This window comes from Arthrobacter sp. BGA-UO-ETr-C19 (genome assembly GCF_059568005.1).
The window spans coordinates 26,965-44,351 of record NZ_JCAQPC010000005.1 but is presented as its reverse complement, the minus strand read 5'-3'; the positions used below and the strand labels follow the sequence as shown (position 1 = coordinate 44,351).

Sequence of the window (17,387 nt, the reverse complement as noted above, 5' to 3'; positions counted from 1 at the left end):
TGCAATAGCGCACGTGATTCAATAGCTGGGTGCCGAACCAGAATCTCCACCGCAGCGAAGCGGCAGAGCGATCCGCCCTGATCACCACACATAGCTACGACGTCTCGCTCGACGTCCGCAGCGCACCGGATCCGGCGCAGGCCGGCTACACCAGCCGGAGCACCATCGCCTTCTCGGCAGCGAAACCCGGCGCATCCACCTTCCTGGACTTCATCGCCGGGGATGTGCACAGCGTGGTCCTCAACGGCGTCGAACTGCCGGTCTCCGAGGTGGTAAACGGGGCACGGATCCGGCTGGACAACCTCCAGCCCGAGAACAGGGTGATGGTCACCGGGACTGCCCTGTACAGCAGCTCGGGCGAAGGCATGCACCGGTTCTTCGACCCGGCCGACGGCCAGTGCTACCTCTACACGCAGTACGAGCCGGCCGATGCCCGCCGGGTCTTCGCCAACTTCGAACAGCCCGACCTCAAGGCCCGGTTCACCTTTTCCGTCACTGCCCCGGCCGGCTGGGAGGTGGCCTCCAACGGCGCAGAGGCAGCGCGCCTGCCGCTGGCGGACGACGCCGCGGCGGCCCGCTGGGATTTCGTTCCCACGTTGCCCATGTCCACCTACATCACCTCGGTGCTGGCCGGGCCCTACTTCAAGGCCGAGGACCACTGGAGCAGGACGGACGACGGCGGGACCCGCCTTGAAGTGCCGCTGGCACTCTACTGCCGGGCCTCCATGGCGCCGTCGTTCGACGCCGCCGAGCTGTTCAGGCTCACCAAGCAGGGACTGGAATTCTTCAACCAACTGTTTGACTACCCCTATCCGTGGGGCAAGTACGATCAGGCCTTCGTGCCCGAATACAACCTGGGCGCGATGGAGAACCCCGGCCTGGTCACCTTCACGGAACACTACGTTTTCACTTCGCGGGCGGCCGATTCCCAGTACCAGGGCCGGGCCAACACGCTGCTGCACGAGATGGCGCACATGTGGTTCGGCGACCTCGTGACCATGCAGTGGTGGGACGACCTGTGGCTGAAGGAATCCTTCGCGGACTACATGGGCACCCTCGGCGTGGACCGTGCCACGGACTGGGAGACGGCTTGGGTCAACTTTGCGAACAACCGGAAGGCCTGGGCCTACGTCCAGGACCAGCTGCCCACCACCCACCCGATCGTCGCCGATATCCCGGACCTCGAGGCGGCCAAGCAGAACTTCGACGGCATCACGTACGCGAAGGGCGCCTCCGTCCTCAAGCAGCTCGTGGCGTACGTCGGCTTCGACTCCTTCATTGCCGGCTCGCGTCAGTACTTCAGGGAGCACGAGTACGGCAACACCACGCTGGCGGACCTGCTCGGCGCCCTCGCCGATTCCTCAGGCCGGGACCTCACTACCTGGGCGAGGCAGTGGCTTCAGACGTCCGGCATCTCAACGCTGAGCGCCGAACTGGAGACGGCTGAACCGGCTGACGGCACTGTAACGCCCGACGGCGGCACCCTCGGGCGGGTCACGCTGCTGCAGGACGCTATCGACCCGGCCACCGGCCGTCAGGAACCGCGCCCGCACCGGCTGCGGATCGGGCTCTACAACTTCGACGCCGCCGGCATGCTGGTCCGGACTGATTCCGTGGAGACCGACCTGGCCGGCGCGGCCGAGCAAGTCCCGGCCCTGTCCGGGAAGGCCCGCCCGGCGCTGCTCCTGGTCAATGACGAGGACCTCACCTATGCCAAGGTCCGGCTGGACCCCGTCTCCGAGGCCACCGTCCGGGCCTCACTGGACCGGATCAGCGACCCCATGGCCCGCGCCCTGTGCTGGTCCGCGCTGTGGAATTCGGCCCGGGACGGCATCACGCCGGCTTCACAGTACGTGGATGCCGTTCTCCGGTTTGCTGCCGCCGAGTCCGGAATCGGTGTCCTGCTGAACGTCCAGGGCAACGCCACCATGGCCCTCGAACAGTATGTGCCGGCCACAGAACGTGAAGGCCTGCGGAAGTCCTTTGCCGAGGGCGCGGCACGGGAACTGTACGCGGCGGAGCCCGGCTCCGACCAGCAACTTTCCTGGGCCAGGACACTCGCCACGGTCAGTCGGACCGAGGGCAGCCAGGCGGGACTGCTGCGCGGGCTGCTGGACGGCAGCGAGCGGGTGCCCGGACTGGCCGTGGACGCGGAGCTCCGCTGGAGCCTGTGGCACGCCCTGGCGGCCCTGGGCCTGGCCGCGGAGCAGGAGCTCGACGCCGAGCTGGCCAGGGACACCACGGCCTCCGGACGGGCAGGGCATGCCACGGCGCTGGCGGCCCGGCCTGAGGCGGCGGTCAAGGCCGCGGCCTGGGACGCGGCGGTCCGCGGGACGGGGCTCTCCAACCAGCTGCTCAGCGCGACCATAGCGGGGTTCAACACCGCCTCCGAAGAACTCCTGGACCCGTTTGTGGAGCCCTACTTCGAGTGCCTGGAAACAGTGTGGGCGGAGCGGAGCATCGAAATCGCGAGCCGGATCGTCCGTGGGCTCTATCCCGGGGTCCGGGATTTGGGCCCGGCCGGGAACCCGGAGGACCATCCCGTGCTGGCACGCACCGACCGCTGGCTCTCAGAGCACCCGGACGCCCCGCGTGCCCTGCGCCGGATCATCATCGAAGAGCGCAGCCATCTGCACCGTTCGCTGGCGGCGCAGGCTCTCTGAGCCGGTTTCTAAGGCACCCGGTGCAGCCACGCGTCCGTGCCGAACTTTGATTCGACACGTTCACGGGCGGTCTCCAGCTCCTGCGCCGTGATCTCTGACGGAGTGGCGCCGTAGCGTTCGGCGAACACTTCCATCATGGCAGCTACGATCTCGGCCCGTGCCAGGCCTGTCTGGCGGCGCAGAGGGTCCACGCGTTTCTTGGCGCTGGTGGTTCCCTTGTCCGAGAGCTTTTCCTTGCCGATCCGGAGCACGTCCACCATCTTGTCGGCGTCGATGTCGTAGCTCATGGTCACATGGTGCAGCATGCCGCCGTTGGCCAGCCGCTTCTGGGCCGCCCCGCCGATCTTGCCCTGGCCGGTGGCGATGTCGTTGAGCGGGACGTAGAAGGCGTCGATGCCGAGCTTTTTCAGGGCGGCCATGACCCACGCGTCGAGGAAAGCGTAGGAGTCGGCGAAGCTGATGCCGTCCACGAGGGTCTGCGGCAGGTAAAGCGAATACGTGATGCAGTTGCCGGCCTCCATGAACATGGCTCCCCCGCCGCTGATGCGGCGGACCACGGTGATGCCGTGCCGGGACACGCCGTCGGGGTGTACCTCATTGCGGTAGGACTGGAAGCTGCCGATCACCACCGACGGCTCCTCCCAGTCCCAGAAGCGGATGGTGGGGTTGCGGCGCCCGGCACCGACTTCCTCGGTGAGCACCTCGTCCAGCGCCACGTTCAGGTGGGTGGGCAGCACGCTGGGCGCGATGATGTTCCAGTGGTGGTCCGTCCATGCAGTGGCCTTGGCCAGCGCCCTGCGGACGGCGATGGCAACGGCGTCGGCAGAGAACCCGAACAGCACCGCGTCCTCCGGGAGGGAAGCCTCCACCGCGGCGGCGATGTCAGCCGCCGTCGAATTTTCCGGCAGTCCTCCCAGGGCGGCGTTGATGGCCAGTAAGGCCTCGTCCGGTTCGAGGAAGAAGTCGCCGCTGAGGGAAACGTCCGCCAAGGCGCCGTCCACGACGTCCAGGTCCACCACCACGAGCTTGCCGCCCGGGACCTTGTACTCGCCGTGCAGCCCCGGGGCCGCCTCTCCCCCTGTAGATATTGGCATGGCAGTCATGCCTTCCATCCTGCCCCACAAACGCGAAAAGCCCGCACCGTTGCCGGTGCGGGCTTTCCAAAGAACCTTGGGGAGAAGTGAATTACTTCTTGCCGCCGAAGCCCTTGAAGCGAGCGTTGAAGCGCTCGACGCGGCCAGCGGAGTCCATGATGCGCTGCTTGCCCGTGTAGAACGGGTGGGACTCGGAGGAGATTTCGACGTCGATGACCGGGTAGGTGTTGCCGTCTTCCCACTCGATGGTCTTCGAGGAAGACACGGTGGAGCGGGTCAGGAACTTCGTGCCGGAGGCCAGGTCGTTGAAAACAACAGCTTCGTACTTCGGGTGGATATCAGACTTCATAATGGGACCTTTTGTTCACGCAGCTGGATTTTGCCAGTTGCCAGGTATGAATGGGATGGCTTCCGTCCGTGCTTCGGCCGGCCAAAAGGCCAGCGAAAAACACAGGGGAACCAGCTATCAATCATAGCGGATGCTGGAGGTTCTAACGAACCCGCCGCTCCGGGTGGTCAGGCCCGCGGCCGCAGCTCCCAGAATGCGACGGCGGACGCCGCCGCCACGTTGAGTGAGTCCACGCCCGTGCGCATCGGGATCTTCACGGCGAGGTCGACGGCGGCAAGTGTGTCCGCGTTCATGCCGGCACCTTCCGTACCCAGCACCAGGGCGAGCCGCTCCGGGTTTCTGGCTGCCAGCTCGTCCAGGTCCACGGCATCGTGGGTGAGCTCCATGGCTGCCACCGTGAACCCCTGCTCCTTGAGGGGGGTCAGGTCCTGCGGCCAGCTTTCCAGCCTGGCCCACGGCACCTGGAAGACGGTGCCCATGCTGACGCGGACGCTGCGGCGGTACAGCGGGTCGCCGCAGCGTGGCGAGACCAGGACGGCGTCGACGTCCAGCGCCGCTGCCGACCGGAAGATGGCCCCCACGTTGGTGTGGTCCACGATGTCCTCGAGGACCGCCACGCGCCGGGCCCCGGCCAGCAGTTCCGGCAGCGGAACCGGCGCCGGGCGGTGCATGGCTGCCATGGCTCCGCGGTGCAGGTGGAACCCGGTGATTTCCTCCAGGAGTCCGGCGCTGCCGATGTACGCGGGAACGTCAGGGTACTGCTCGAAGATGTCCTCGAGGTCCGGAAGCCATTTCTCGGCGAGGAAAAAGGACCGCGGCCGGTGCCCGGCGGCGAGGGCGCGCCGCAGGACGCGGGAGGATTCGGCGATGTACATGCCCTCGGCGGGTTCGCGGAGTTTCCGGAGGTGCACGTCCGTGAGCTGGGTGTAGTCGGCGACGCGCGGATCCGCGGCAGACTCGAGATAGTGGAAAGTCACCGGCCAGTCATTTCCGTAGTCACTTGAGCAGGTTCGCGACCAGGAAGCCGAGCGCCACCAGGCCAAGGGCAAAGATGACTCCGCGCAGTACAGGCGGGGACAGCCTGCGGCCCACCTTGGCGCCGACGAGGCCGCCGATCAGGGAGCTGACGGCGATGATGGCCACCACCGCCCAGTTGATCCGGTCGAAGGCAAACAGCAGATAGGACGCGGCCGCGATCAGGTTCACGCCCAGTACCAGGACGTTTTTCATGGCGTTGGCGTTCTGGATGGTGCCCGTCATGAAAACCCCGAGGATGCCCACCAGCAGGATTCCCTGTGCCGCCACGAAGTAGCCGCCGTAGACTCCGGCGAGGAAGACGAGCATCACCAGCAAAACGCCGTGGTGCTTGTCCCGCAGGGCGTGCTCGGGGTTTTCCTCACGGTTCCGCACCCAGCGCTGCAGCCGGGGCTGGAACACCACCATCAGCAGGGCCAGGACAATGAGGACCGGCGCCGCGTAGTGGAAGACCTTCTCCGGTAGGTGGAGCAGGAGCCAGGCTCCGGTGATGCCGCCCAGCAGGGACGCCGGGAGCAGCCGCAGGAGCTGCCGGCCGCGGCCCTTCAGCTCGCGCCGGTAACCCCACGCCCCTGCGGCGCCACCGGCGACCAGGCCCATGGCATTGCTCATCGATGCGGTGACCGGTGCGATGCCCAGGGCGATCAGCACCGGGAAGGTGACAAGCGTTCCGGACCCGACGACGCTGTTGATGGTGCCCGCCCAGAGGCCGGCGAAGAACACAAAGATGCCGCTGAAAAACTCCACGCTGTGCGGGCCGCTCCGCTAGCGGCGGGCTGTTGCCGTGTAACGGCCGGCGTTGACCGAGACGTCCAGGGGCAGGCCGAAGGTCTCGCTCAGGTTGACCGAGGTGAGGACCTCCTCGACCGGCCCGGCGGCCACCACTTCGCCGTCGCGCATGAGCATGGCGTGGGTGAAGCCCGGCGGGACTTCCTCAAGATGGTGGGTGACCAGCACGATCGCGGGGGCGTCCTCGTCCATGGCCAACTGGCTAAGGCGGTGCACCAGGTCCTCGCGGCCGCCCAGGTCGAGACCGGCGGCGGGCTCGTCGAGCAGCAGCAGTTCGGGGTCGGTCATGAGGGCCCGGGCAATCTGGACGCGCTTGCGTTCACCCTCGGAGAGCGTGGCGAACTTGCGGTTCAGGAGCGGGCCCATGCCCCAGTCGTTCAGGAGGGCAAAGGCACGGCGCTCATCGTCCTTTTCGTAGCCCTCGCGCCAGCGGCCGGTCACGCCGTAGGCCGCGGTGACCACGACGTTGAGCACCGTCTCGTATTCGGGGATCTGGTTGGCCAGGGCGGCCGAGGAGAGGCCGATCCGTGGCCGCAGTTCGAAGACGTCCACCTTTCCGAGGCTTTCGTCCAGGATGCCGGCGATGCCGCTGGTGGGGTGAAGCCTTGCAGCGGCAATCTGCAGCAGAGTGGTCTTGCCGGCGCCGTTGGGGCCAAGGATGACCCACCGCTCGCCCTCCCTGACCTGCCAGTCCACCTTGCTCAGGAGCGTTTTGGCTCCGCGCACAACGCTGACGGCGGCCATTTCAAGAACTTCACTCATAGAAGTAGACACTAGGACAAAACACGGTGGGACTGATAACCGGTAACGCCAGCCGTCGGCGGGCCTTCCTCACTTATGGCATTATATGCGTATGAACGCAGATAAGCAGGCTTGCAGGCTCGACGTCGACAGCCAGTATGTGGAGCTAGCAGTGGAGATCTTTGCCATGCTGGCGGACGCCACCAGGGTGCGGATCATCCTGGCTCTGCGCGAGGGTGAGATGGCCGTGGGAGCTTTGGCCGAGGTGGTGGGTAAATCGCCGGCGGCGGTGTCCCAGCACCTGGCCAAGATGCGGCTGGCGCGCGTGGTTTCGACGCGCCAGGACGGGACCAGGGTCCTCTACCGGCTCGAAAATGAGCACGCACGCCAGCTCGTCGCGGATGCAATCTTCCAGGCCGAGCATGCGCTCGGCGGGCAGCCGGCCCACCACCGCATGAAGGGAGCCGCATCATGAGCGACCGGACGCAGACCACCGGCGTGCCAGCGGGCGGAAGCGCCCCCGGTCACCACGAGCACGACGAGCACGACCACCGTGAGCATGATCACGGTCACTCACATGGCCATGGGGACCAGGGGCATCATCACCACGACGATGGGCATGACCACTCACACGACCACGGGCACGACCACTCACACGAGCACGGGCACGACCACTCACACGAGCACGGGCATGCGCATCACAAGGGGCTGAAGGGCTGGCTTTTCGAACTGTTCGTCCCGCACACCCATGACGCGGCCGATTCGGTCGATGACGCCCTTGAAGCCAGCGCGCGGGGCATCCGGGCGCTGAAGATCAGCCTGTTCATGCTGCTCGGGACGACCGTCCTGCAGTTCCTTGTCGTCCTGGTGAGCAGTTCGGTTGCCTTGCTGGCCGATACCATTCACAACTTTTCCGATGCCCTGACCGCCGTCCCCCTCTGGGTGGCGTTCATCCTGGGGCGCCGCCCGGCCACCCGCCGCTACACCTATGGCTTCGGCCGGGCAGAGGACCTGGCAGGGCTGTTCATCGTCGCCGTCGTAGCTCTCTCGGCGGTACTGGCGGCCTGGCAGTCGGTGGACCGGCTGATTCACCCGCAGGTGCTCCAGAATCTGGGCTGGGTCATGGCCGCAGGGCTGATCGGCTTTGCCGGAAACGAGGCGGTGGCGATCTACCGCATCAGGATCGGGCGCCGGATCGGTTCGGCGGCGCTGGTGGCTGACGGCGTTCATGCGCGGATGGATGGCTTCACGTCCCTCGCCGTGGTCCTCGGCGCCGGCGGCGTCATGCTCGGCTTCCCCCTGGCGGACCCGATCGTCGGCCTGCTGATCTCCGCGGCCATCATCATGCTGCTGTGGGGAACAGTCCGCAGCATCGGACGCCGCCTGATGGACGGAATTGAGCCTGAGCTCGTGGACCGTGCCCGCAGCGCTCTTGAGGGTACTCCTGGCGTGATTGACGTGAAGCGCGTGCAGCTGCGGTGGGTTGGGCACCGGCTTCAAGGTGCGGCGACCATCGCCGTGGACGACGGCGCCAGTCTTCGGCTGGCCGAACAGATCCTGCACGAAGCCAAGCACCGGCTCCGGCACGCCCTGCCCAAACTCGACGAGATGGTGCTGACGCCCACGGCTGCCGGTACCCACACGTCGTAGTTCCACCGGCTATTTCGCCGAGGGAGTCCTGCGGGCCACGTGTCCAGTGCACCCAGTGCCCGGTGCCCGAGTCAGTCGGATCTCGTCATGGTTGAACGCCTAAACCCATGGCAGCACAGTTGTCTTGTGGAGTGTCCACGACTAGCACCTGCCCGAGGGGACCACGCAACGTGACCAGCACCGCCGAAGCAACCCGTTCCACACAGCGCCGCATCGTTCGGACCCTATCGGTCGCACAGATCTTTTCCGGCCTGGGCAACGGCTCGACCCTCGCCCTGGGCTCCATCCTGGCCGTTGACCTGTCAGGCTCCGAAGGGTGGGCGGGGTCCGTCAACACCGCCCTCACCCTGGGCACCGCGGCCACGGCGATTCCGCTTTCCCGGCTGGCCCTGCGCCGGGGACGCCGGGTGGCGCTTACCACCGGGCTGGCTGCAGCGATCGCCGGCACGTTCCTGATGGTCGCGGCCGTGACCACGGAACTGTTTGTGCTCCTGCTCGGCGGGGCCTTCCTGGTGGGTTTGGCTTCGGCGGTGAACCTGCAGGCCCGCTTTGCCGCCACCGACCTGGCCGAGCCGGCCCACCGGGGACGGGACTTGTCCCTGGTGGTCTGGACGATCACTGTCGGCGCCGTGGCAGGGCCTAACATGGTGGCTCCCGGTGCCGTCCTGGCCGGCTGGCTGGACATTCCGCCTGCTGCCGGCCCCTTCCTGATTTCCGCGCTGGGGATGGTGGTTGGCGCTGCCATCGTGGCGCTGTCCCTGCACCCGGACCCGCTCCTGACCCGTCGCGCCCTTGACCGGGCGGACCTCCTGCCGGCTTCCAAACGCTCCGGCAGCTGGCGGGAAGGATGGCGGATCGTCAGGCAGCACCCCACGGCCCTCGCAGCCGTCATCGCTGTCATTGCGGCCCACGCGGTGATGGTCGCCGTGATGTCCATGACACCGCTGCACATGCAGCATCACGCCGGACACTCGGCCGGAAATCCGGACACCATCGCTCTGATTGGCCTGACCATCTCCCTGCACATTGCGGGGATGTACGCCCTCTCACCGCTGATGGGAGTCCTCACCGACCGGCTCGGGCCGCGCACCGCTGTCCTGGCGGGTCTGCTCACCCTGCTCGCGGCTGTGGCACTGACCGGGCTGGCGTCCCAGAACATGGGCTCGGTCACCTTCGGCCTGGTCCTTCTCGGGCTGGGCTGGTCGACAACAACCGTTGCCGGTTCCACCCTGCTCGTGGCTACTCTCACACCCGCTGAACGCGTCCCCGTCCAAGGGTTCTCGGACGCCACCATGTCACTGGCCGGAGCACTGGGAAGCGCGGCTGCAGGGCCGGTCATGGGCCTGACCGGCTACTCCGGCGTCAGCGCCCTCGCGGCGGCAGTAGTCGCGGCCGCAGCCGTGGCACTGCTACGGCTGCGCGTCCCGCGCTGAGGCATCATCAGCGTCCGGGCCCCCCGGGGTTTTGGAGCGATTCTTCGCAGAACCGTGCCGGGCTGCGTCCGTGAATACCGCTACCGCGGCAATCGCAAGCGCCACCCCGAAGGAAGCCACGACGTCGGTGAGCCAGTGGTAGCCCAAATACAGCCGGCTTAAGCCAACCAGCGCCGTGACTGCAAAGGCCCCGGCGAACCCAAGCACCGCCGTCGTACGTGTCCCGGACCGTGACAAAACGAGATAGGTGAGCACAACCGTGAACACGCCGATCCCCACCGTGTGCCCCGAGGGGAATGAGAGCGCGTCGTCCGGGCCAAGCAGGAAATCAGAAACGGGCGGGCGGGACCGGCTCACGAGTTGTTTGATGAGGGTGGTCAGCACGACGGCCAGCACCATGGCGCCCATGAGCACGGCCGGCCGCCATAGCTCCCGCTTCCACAGCGCCCAGGCCACCGCAAACACCGCGCCGATTACGCCCAGCACTTCCGGTGACGTCACGGTGGTCAGGGCCGCCAACAGCACGGTGGCGGCGGGATTCCGGGAATCCACCATGAGGCTGTGCACAGGGCCGTCCATCGCTGCCAGCCCCGAGTCCGACTGGATGGCAGCGAACATGAGCCAGAAAACAGCGTCACCGGCCACCAGGAGAGCCCCGGCCCAGCAGAAAAGTACCTCCCGCGGCGCCCGCAGCAGGGGCGCCGGACGCAGGCGGGCAATCAGGGCAAAGAGCATCGGACCATTCTGCCCGACCGGCCTCCGGGTTGGCCGGACGTTTGCTGGGAGCCGGCTGGGGACCGCTTTTGCGCACTGGACCAACGCAACGGATGCTGGCAATCGATGCCTGGCAGCGGATGTCATGCGATGAATGCCCAACGGATTCGGGAGGCGGCGCTGCGCTGGATAAGATTGCAGCCATGACTTCGAACGTGACTGCGGTCAGCTATGGCCCGAAACTGTCCCCCTCGGAACCGGAAATCCTGCGGTCCCTGCTGGCGGGCTCCGGCGTCACCTTCGGAGAAGCCTCCAGCACAGGCGACGGACGTTTCGACGTCTGCACCGTGGACTTTTCCGTGCCATCCGGCTCCGCTGCGGACATCGCCGCTCTGCGGCACGCGATTGCCGCTGCGAAGGAAAACGCGGAGCGGACCGGCGTGGACACAGCCATCGTCCCCGAGGAACTCCGGAAGGCGCACCGCAAGCTGCTCATCATGGACGTCGACTCCACCCTGATCCAGCAGGAGGTCATCGAGCTCCTCGCCGCGTACGCCGGAAAGCGCGATGAAGTAGCTGCCGTCACGGAGGCTGCCATGCGCGGTGAACTCGACTTCGCGCAAAGCCTGCACGCCCGCGTGGCCGTCCTTGCGGGGCTGCCGGCCGACGTCGTCGAGTCCGTCCGCGCGGAAGTGAAGCTGAGTGAGGGGGCCGCCGAACTGGTGGCCGCGTTCAAGGCCGCAGGCCATGCCGTGGCGGTGGTGTCGGGCGGCTTCAACCAGATCCTGCGCCCCATCGCCGAGGACCTGGGCATGGACTACTGGATCGCCAACGAGCTGGAAATTGTGGACGGGGCCCTGACCGGCAAGGTCCTCGGGGCCGTGATCGACCGCGCCGCCAAGGAAAAGTACCTCCGCGAATGGGCAGCCGCAGAGGGCATCGCGGTGGAGCACACCATTGCCGTGGGCGACGGAGCGAATGACCTGGATATGCTCGGCGCCGCCGGCATCGGGGTGGCCTTCAATGCCAAGCCCGCTGTCCGCGCCGTGGCTGACGCCGCCATCAACATGCCGTACCTGGACGCGGTGCGGCACATCGCCGGAGTCTGAACCACCAGAACTAGAAGCCCGACGGCGGCGTGAACTGGCTTGCCGTGAACATAGCCCCGCCGGGGTCCCTGATCAGGGCAGTCCGTGTCCACTCGGTGTCGTCCTGCCCCAGGACGTGGCCGCCGAGGCGCTCTGCCTCCTGCGTCGCCCAGTCCCGGTCCGCGACGGTGAAGGTGACATGCCAGTGCGGCCGCTCGCCCGGGGCCACCGGTGCAAGCCAGCCCACGGCGTCCGCGAAGCCGGCCGGGACCATGTCACCCGATTGCCGGGCCCTGATGCCGGGGTCGACTGTTGCCTCCAGATGGTCGCCGTACCCGGGGCGGCGGATCATGGTGCCGAAGTCGAGGCGGTCGAACTGCCAGCCGAAGGCCCTGGCGTAGAAGTCCGCGGCCGCATCCGTGTCCGCTGTGTGAAGGTCACTGAAGTTCCAGCCGCCCGGCAGGTTGACCGCCTGGGCGCCCGGGCGCTGCCCCGGCTGCCAGATCCGGAACTCCGCTCCTTCGGGATCGGCCAGCGCGGCCCGCACACCTCCAATGCCCGTATCGGCAGGGGCCGATTTCAGGGTGGCGCCGGCTGAGAGCAGGTGACGCACCGCGGCGTCTGCATCCTCGACCGCGATATAGGTGTTCCAGGCCGGGACGCCATGGGGCCCGGGGCCCAAATCGGTGATGGCAGCTACCTCCTGGCCGCCGAGCCGGGCGACCACGTAACCGCCAGTGTCCCCGGGCGGCGCCGTACCGGCGTCGAACTCCCAGCCCAACAGCCCCCCGTAGAACCTCATGCCTGCTTCCACGTCGGGCTGCTGGCTGTCCACCCAGCACGGCACGCCGGCCGGATAGCTCCGCTTCGTCTCTGCTGCGTCCTCTGCCATGGCTATGACCCTAGGCGTCCCGGGCCGCCCGGACAACGCCTGCGGGACTGGTTTGGGCGCTGGTGCGGGAGACAGCGGGTTGCGGCGACAGCGCGTTGGAGGGACAGCCGGCAGCGGGGACAGCGCGTTGGAGGGACAGCCGGCAGCGGGGACCACGAAGGCCCGGCGCTATTGCACCGGGCCTTCGTGTCAAGTAACCGTGTAAGGCCCCCGCGGAGGGAGCGACTAGCCGGCGTCCTTGCCGAAGTAGTCCGCGCCGCCGGCGTATTCCGTGTGGCCGGACTCGACGTCGGCGGTGGCCATGCTGGCAACCACTGCGGCGAACTCCTCGACGGAGTACAGCTTGCCGGCTTCGGCGCGGCGGGCCTCGATGGCTCCCGGGTTTGAACGGTCCAGCAGCGTGGCGGTCACGGTCCCCTCGATCATGTCGCCGGACACGACCACCAGGGAGATGCCTTTGTCCGCCAGGTTTGGCAGGAGCTCGCGCAGGGCGTCCTCACCGGCGCGCTTGCTGCGGGCCACGGGCTCGTACTCGGGCATGGTGGCGACCGAGTTGATGAAGTGGGCCTGGTGGCTGGTCACGAAGACAACCCGGGAGCCTTCCTTCATGAGGGGCACGGCGGCGTTGAGCATGTTGACCTGGGCGTCGCGGTTGAGCTTGAGGGCGTACCCCTCCTCCATGCCGGTTTCCATGCCGCCCGAGGCGTTGAGGACCAGGACGTCGAGCGAGCCGAAGTTTTCCATGGCGGCGCTGGCCAGCGCCTGCACGCCTTCGAGGGTGGTCAGGTCCGCGCCAACGGCAACGGCGCGGCCGCCGTCGGCCTCGATCCCGGCCACCACTTTGTTGGCGCGCGGCGCCTTCTGGCGATAGTTAACGACGACGGCGGCGCCCTCGCCGGCGAGGATCTTGGCAACTTCGGCGCCGATGCCGCGCGAAGAACCGGTGACGATGGCTGTCTTGTTGTCCAGCTGTCCCATGTGGGCTCCCTTGTCTAAAGCTATGTCTTTGTGCAAAACGTCTAAGTACTGATGGCCTGCAGTCCATCATGCCAGCGGGCGCGCCGGTTTCCTTTGTCGGAACACGACAAAGAAGGTGCCGGCCCGTGCGTTGGCGAAAGTTGTGTTGGCGCCAGAGGGGCCTAGTGTCCCATGCCCAGGCCGCCGTCGACCGGAATCACGGCGCCGGAAATGTACGCGGCCTCGTCGCTGGAGATCCAGCGCACCACGTTGGCCACCTCGGAGGCATCTGCGAAGCGCCCGGCGGGGATGCTGGACAGATAATCCTTCTGGGTGGCTTCCGGCAGCTCTGCCGTCATGTCCGTGTTGATGAACCCGGGCGCCACGACGTTGGCCGTGATCCCGCGCGAACCGAGCTCACGGGTTAGGGAACGGGCAATGCCGACGAGCCCGGCCTTGGAAGCGGAGTAGTTGATCTGCCCCGGTGCGCCGTACAGGCCTGAAACGGAGGAGATGAGCACCACGCGGCCCTTGCGAAGCCGGATCATGCCCCTCGAGGCGCGCTTGATGACGCGGAAGGCGCCGGTCAGGTTGGTGTCGATGACGGACGTGAAGTCATCCTCGCTCATGCGCAGGAGCAGGGTGTCCTTGGTGATGCCGGCGTTGGCTACCAGAACCTCGACGGGGCCGTGGGCGGCCTCCACCTCTTTGAATGCAGCGTCCACGGAGGCTTCGTCGGTCACGTCGGCCTTGACCCCGAGGATGCCCTCCGGCAGCTTCGATTCGCTGCGGTACGTCACGGCCACCTTGTCCCCGTTGGCCAGGAATGCCTCTGCGATGGCCAGGCCGATGCCGCGGTTTCCGCCGGTGATGAGGACGCTGCGGGCCGTGGTTGCTGCTTCAGACATGTGTGCTCCGGATTTCTGCGGAGCATGGCTCCGCTGTGGTGGCTGGATTTTTGACTGCCTCCGATCTTATCGTCCGATTGGGAGCCACCTTCGGATGGTGAGAGAATTGGGGTAGCCATTGGAGTGTGATCAGACAGTCGTGACACCTGAACCCCAGCCCGGACAGCAGACGCCCGGGAAGCGTGACGCCGCCGGCCATCCGGAAGTAGTCAGCATTACGGATGCCGCCGCAGCGCATTCCGAAGACATGCGGGAGCGCATGATCAAGTACGCCGTCGCCATGGGTATCCGCATGGTGTGCCTGATCCTGATCTTCGTGGTGGACGGGTGGTTCAAGCTGGTTGCGGTGGCGGGCGCGGTCTTCCTGCCCTGGATTGCCGTCGTGATCGCAAACGGTTCGGACAAGGCCGAGATCCACAGCGACGCGCTGCTCGACTACACGCCCTACGCTGAGCTGGGGTCTGCCGACGGATCCGGGACTGCAGAAGGCGCCGACGCCGCGGATGAACCGACGGTGCTCCAGGGCGAACTCATTGCTGATGACGAAGAAGACGACGACGGCCGGGGACAGAAAGCTTCATGAACATTTTCAATCTGGGTGGCGGCAGCGGCGATCCTGCCGGACCGGCATCCGCGGTCACCTGCTCCCGTAAAGCGTGCCGGGCCGACGCGTCCTGGCAGCTGCTGTGGAACAATCCCAAGATCCACACGCCTGACCGCCGCAAGGTGTGGCTGGCGTGCGGCGAGCACAAGGCGTGGCTGGAGGATTACCTGCAGACGCGCGGGCTCTGGAAGGAGACCGTGCCGCTCGAGGCCGCAGAGACCGGCGGGAACAGCTGAATGTACAAGTTCCTGTTTTCCAGCAAGTGGCTGGGCTACCTCCTGCTGGCCGCGATCTTCGCCACCGGCTGCGTCTTCCTTGGCCGCTGGCAGATGGATCGCCGGGCGGAGACCCTGGCGGAAATCCAGCGGGTAACGTCAAATTACTCGGCAACTCCCGTCACCTTTGATCAGGCCCGCAACGAGTTCAACCAGCTGGACCCGTCCCGGGAATGGACCCAGGTCAAGCTCCAGGGCAGCTACGACGTCGACGGGCAGCGGATCGTTCGTAACCGTCCCCTCAACGGACAGCCCGGGTATGAAGTGGTGGTGCCGTTCAAGCTCGCGTCGGGCGAGACTGTGGTGATTGACCGCGGCTGGCTGCCGATCGGCAACAAGACCCCCGGCCGGCCGGACTCCATTCCGGCGCCGCCGTCCGGGCAGATCACGGCGGTGGTGCGGCTCAAGCACAGCGAACCCACGCTCCAGCGCGGCGCGCCGGAGGGCCAGCTGGCGTCCATTGACCTGCCAACTTACGCCTCCGAGCTGGGCTATCCGCTCCTGACCGGGGCCTACGGGCAGCTCGCGTCGGAGACGCCACCGGTGGCGGACATGCCGCAGCCGTTCCCCATGCCCTCGGTGGACGAGGGAACGCACCTGTCCTACTCGCTGCAGTGGTTCGCCTTCGGCGTCCTTATGTTCGTGGGCTTTGGTTACGCTGCCCGGCAGCAGGCGCGCAACGCTGCGATGGATGCCGAGGACGCCGAGGCGTTGGACGGCGGGCCTGCCCACACCCCCGCGGGAGCCCGCCGTCGTCCGCCGGCACCCCGGAAGCGCAAGCGGCCGACTGCGGAAGAAGAGGAAGACGCGATCCTGGATGCCCAGGGCTACTGACGACAGGAGCACGGATATGCCTGCCGATGCGGTGGCCACCGACCCGGTGGCCAACGTGCGCCGCGCCCTCACCGCAGCAGGAGCCCGGGACACAGTCACGGTTCTTCCCGGTGCGGTTCCGACGGCGGCCGCTGCGGCTGACGCGCTCGGCTGCGACGTGGCGGCGATCACCAACAGCCTGGTGTTCGAAGTGGACGGTACTCCCCTGCTGATCCTCGCCAGCGGCGCCGCGAAAGTGGACGTCCGGCTGGTCGCCTCCCAGCTGGGTACCGGACGGATCCGCCGTGCGGCCCCGGACTTCGTGCTGCACCACACCGGCCAGGAGGTGGGCGGTGTTGCGCCGGTGGGCCATCCTGCCAAGATCCGCACCCTGCTGGACGCGTCGCTCGAAGAGCACCCAACGCTCTGGGCCGGAGCCGGCGACCATCACTCCATGTTCTCCATCAGCTACGAGGAGCTGCAGCGCATCACGGACGCCCGCGCGCTCCGGGTCCGGTGAGGGCTGGGCCGTTCAGGCCTTTTGGTGTGCCCTGGAGTCAGGCGTGCAGGGTGGGCCGGTAGATGAGCTCCAGGGTGTGGCCGTCGAGCGTCCGGCTCTCGATCAGCTCGAGGTCGAAGTCGGCAGCGCCCTGGAAGATCGGCTCCGCCCCTGTCTGACCGGTGATCACAGGGAAGAGAGTCACCTGGACGCGGTCCACCAGACCGGCGGCCATCAGTGCCCGATTCATCGACAGGCTTCCGTGGGAACGCAGCGGCACTGCTGACTCGTCCTTGAGCCGGGCCACGACGTCGACTGCGTCGCCACTCGCGACAGCCGCGTCCGGCCAGTCAAGTGGTTCCTGCAGCGTTCTCGAAACCACCGTTGCCGGCAGGTTCCTCATCCGCGTGACCCACGGGTCAAGGACCTCGGGCTCCTCGCTACTCGCCGCCAGCATCCGCGCGAACGCCCGATACGTGTTGGCCCCGAAGACCATCCGCTGCTCCTCGCCGTACAAGGCGAGGCGGTGCTCGAGCAGCTCGGGGCCTTGCTTGCCCCAGTAGCCGCCCCAGTTTCCGCTGTGGGAGGCGAAGCCGTCGAGGCTCGAAAAGACGTCGAAGGTATAGGTAGCGGCCATGATGCTCTCCTCGAGTGCGGCCGGATGGGGTTTGGGACTACAAATGCCGCCGCGGGAAGAGCTTAGCTACCGAAACGAAGGCTGACCACGGCTGATCCGTCCGACTACTCCGGCCAGAAAGATCTAAGTCCTGCGATTGGCAACGTTCGGCTTCCATCCGAGGTCAACCCACGGGTTGCAGCCACAGGCGGGAGGGCGCGCTAGTCAGCGGAAACCGGCGGAAGAGCATCCTCCGGTGTGTCCGGT

The 17,387-nt window shown here is 67.0% G+C and carries 19 protein-coding genes; 9 read left to right on the top strand and 10 right to left on the bottom strand.

Annotated features, from left to right (window positions below):
- Positions 1-29 precede the first annotated feature (29 nt).
- Positions 30-2,663 (top strand): aminopeptidase N, encoded by a 2,634-nt coding sequence (pepN, locus tag AC57BR_RS00595; RefSeq protein ID WP_496357857.1) that lies wholly within the window; start codon positions 30-32, stop codon positions 2,661-2,663.
- An 8-nt stretch (positions 2,664-2,671) separates the two neighbouring features.
- Here pepN and lplAB read toward each other — a convergent pair whose 3' ends face one another.
- The 5 genes from lplAB to AC57BR_RS00570 form a co-directional block, all read right to left on the bottom strand.
- On the bottom strand, positions 2,672-3,766 hold the full coding sequence (gene lplAB / locus AC57BR_RS00590; protein WP_496357856.1) for a lipoate-protein ligase LplAB: 1,095 nt from the start codon (positions 3,764-3,766) through the stop codon (positions 2,672-2,674).
- A gap of 82 nt (positions 3,767-3,848) precedes the next feature.
- Positions 3,849-4,106 (bottom strand): type B 50S ribosomal protein L31, encoded by a 258-nt coding sequence (locus AC57BR_RS00585; protein ID WP_003802336.1) that lies wholly within the window; start codon positions 4,104-4,106, stop codon positions 3,849-3,851.
- Positions 4,107-4,273: 167 nt separating this feature from the next.
- Entirely contained in the window at positions 4,274-5,083 is an 810-nt protein-coding gene (locus AC57BR_RS00580; protein WP_496357855.1) for a TrmH family RNA methyltransferase, read from the bottom strand.
- A gap of 19 nt (positions 5,084-5,102) precedes the next feature.
- Positions 5,103-5,888: a sulfite exporter TauE/SafE family protein gene (locus AC57BR_RS00575; RefSeq protein ID WP_496357854.1), complete on the bottom strand. Its 786-nt coding sequence runs from the start codon at positions 5,886-5,888 to the stop codon at positions 5,103-5,105.
- 18 nt (positions 5,889-5,906) lie between these two features.
- Complete coding sequence (locus AC57BR_RS00570) at positions 5,907-6,692, bottom strand: ABC transporter ATP-binding protein (protein WP_496357853.1); 786 nt, start codon at positions 6,690-6,692, stop codon at positions 5,907-5,909.
- A 91-nt stretch (positions 6,693-6,783) separates the two neighbouring features.
- Here AC57BR_RS00570 and AC57BR_RS00565 point away from each other — a divergent pair, with 91 nt between their 5' ends.
- From AC57BR_RS00565 to AC57BR_RS00555, 3 genes are all read left to right on the top strand, one after another.
- Positions 6,784-7,146, top strand: a complete 363-nt coding sequence (locus AC57BR_RS00565; protein WP_496357852.1) for an ArsR/SmtB family transcription factor — start codon at positions 6,784-6,786, stop codon at positions 7,144-7,146.
- Positions 7,143-8,321 carry a cation diffusion facilitator family transporter gene (locus tag AC57BR_RS00560; protein ID WP_496357851.1) on the top strand — a complete coding sequence of 393 codons (1,179 nt, stop codon included), beginning with the start codon at positions 7,143-7,145 and terminating at the stop codon, positions 8,319-8,321. Before AC57BR_RS00565 ends, AC57BR_RS00560 begins: the two co-directional genes overlap by 4 nt.
- Positions 8,322-8,491: 170 nt before the next feature.
- Positions 8,492-9,754: an MFS transporter gene (locus tag AC57BR_RS00555; RefSeq protein ID WP_496357850.1), complete on the top strand. Its 1,263-nt coding sequence runs from the start codon at positions 8,492-8,494 to the stop codon at positions 9,752-9,754.
- Here the strand turns inward: AC57BR_RS00555 and AC57BR_RS00550 are convergent.
- Positions 9,731-10,489 carry a phosphatase PAP2 family protein gene (locus AC57BR_RS00550; RefSeq protein ID WP_496357849.1) on the bottom strand — a complete coding sequence of 253 codons (759 nt, stop codon included), beginning with the start codon at positions 10,487-10,489 and terminating at the stop codon, positions 9,731-9,733. The genes AC57BR_RS00555 and AC57BR_RS00550 overlap by 24 nt on opposite strands.
- 182 nt (positions 10,490-10,671) lie before the next feature.
- Between AC57BR_RS00550 and serB the strand changes: the two genes are divergently transcribed.
- A complete protein-coding gene (gene serB / locus AC57BR_RS00545; protein ID WP_496357848.1) occupies positions 10,672-11,577 on the top strand; it encodes a phosphoserine phosphatase SerB in 906 nt (301 codons plus the stop codon).
- A gap of 10 nt (positions 11,578-11,587) precedes the next feature.
- On the opposite strand, the gene AC57BR_RS00540 is transcribed toward serB, so the two are convergent.
- From AC57BR_RS00540 to AC57BR_RS00530, 3 genes are all read right to left on the bottom strand, one after another.
- A complete protein-coding gene (locus AC57BR_RS00540) occupies positions 11,588-12,448 on the bottom strand; it encodes a VOC family protein (RefSeq protein ID WP_496357847.1) in 861 nt (286 codons plus the stop codon).
- 225 nt (positions 12,449-12,673) lie between these two features.
- Positions 12,674-13,426 carry an SDR family oxidoreductase gene (locus AC57BR_RS00535; RefSeq protein ID WP_496357846.1) on the bottom strand — a complete coding sequence of 251 codons (753 nt, stop codon included), beginning with the start codon at positions 13,424-13,426 and terminating at the stop codon, positions 12,674-12,676.
- A 161-nt stretch (positions 13,427-13,587) separates the two neighbouring features.
- Positions 13,588-14,313, bottom strand: coding sequence for a beta-ketoacyl-ACP reductase (locus AC57BR_RS00530; RefSeq protein WP_496357845.1), 726 nt, complete (start codon positions 14,311-14,313; stop codon positions 13,588-13,590).
- 139 nt (positions 14,314-14,452) lie between these two features.
- Here AC57BR_RS00530 and AC57BR_RS00525 point away from each other — a divergent pair, with 139 nt between their 5' ends.
- The 4 genes from AC57BR_RS00525 to AC57BR_RS00510 are packed head-to-tail and all read left to right on the top strand — an operon-like array spanning position 14,453 to position 16,525.
- Complete coding sequence (locus tag AC57BR_RS00525; RefSeq protein WP_496357844.1) at positions 14,453-14,896, top strand: DUF3099 domain-containing protein; 444 nt, start codon at positions 14,453-14,455, stop codon at positions 14,894-14,896.
- Positions 14,893-15,153, top strand: coding sequence for a hypothetical protein (locus AC57BR_RS00520; RefSeq protein WP_496357843.1), 261 nt, complete (start codon positions 14,893-14,895; stop codon positions 15,151-15,153). The genes AC57BR_RS00525 and AC57BR_RS00520 overlap by 4 nt, the downstream gene beginning before the upstream one ends.
- On the top strand, positions 15,154-16,026 hold the full coding sequence (locus tag AC57BR_RS00515; RefSeq protein ID WP_496357842.1) for an SURF1 family cytochrome oxidase biogenesis protein: 873 nt from the start codon (positions 15,154-15,156) through the stop codon (positions 16,024-16,026). It abuts the gene before it with no gap.
- A 16-nt stretch (positions 16,027-16,042) separates the two neighbouring features.
- Entirely contained in the window at positions 16,043-16,525 is a 483-nt protein-coding gene (locus tag AC57BR_RS00510; protein ID WP_496357841.1) for a YbaK/EbsC family protein, read from the top strand.
- A gap of 37 nt (positions 16,526-16,562) precedes the next feature.
- On the opposite strand, the gene AC57BR_RS00505 is transcribed toward AC57BR_RS00510, so the two are convergent.
- Positions 16,563-17,141: a dihydrofolate reductase family protein gene (locus tag AC57BR_RS00505; protein ID WP_496357840.1), complete on the bottom strand. Its 579-nt coding sequence runs from the start codon at positions 17,139-17,141 to the stop codon at positions 16,563-16,565.
- Positions 17,142-17,387: the final 246 nt, after the last annotated feature.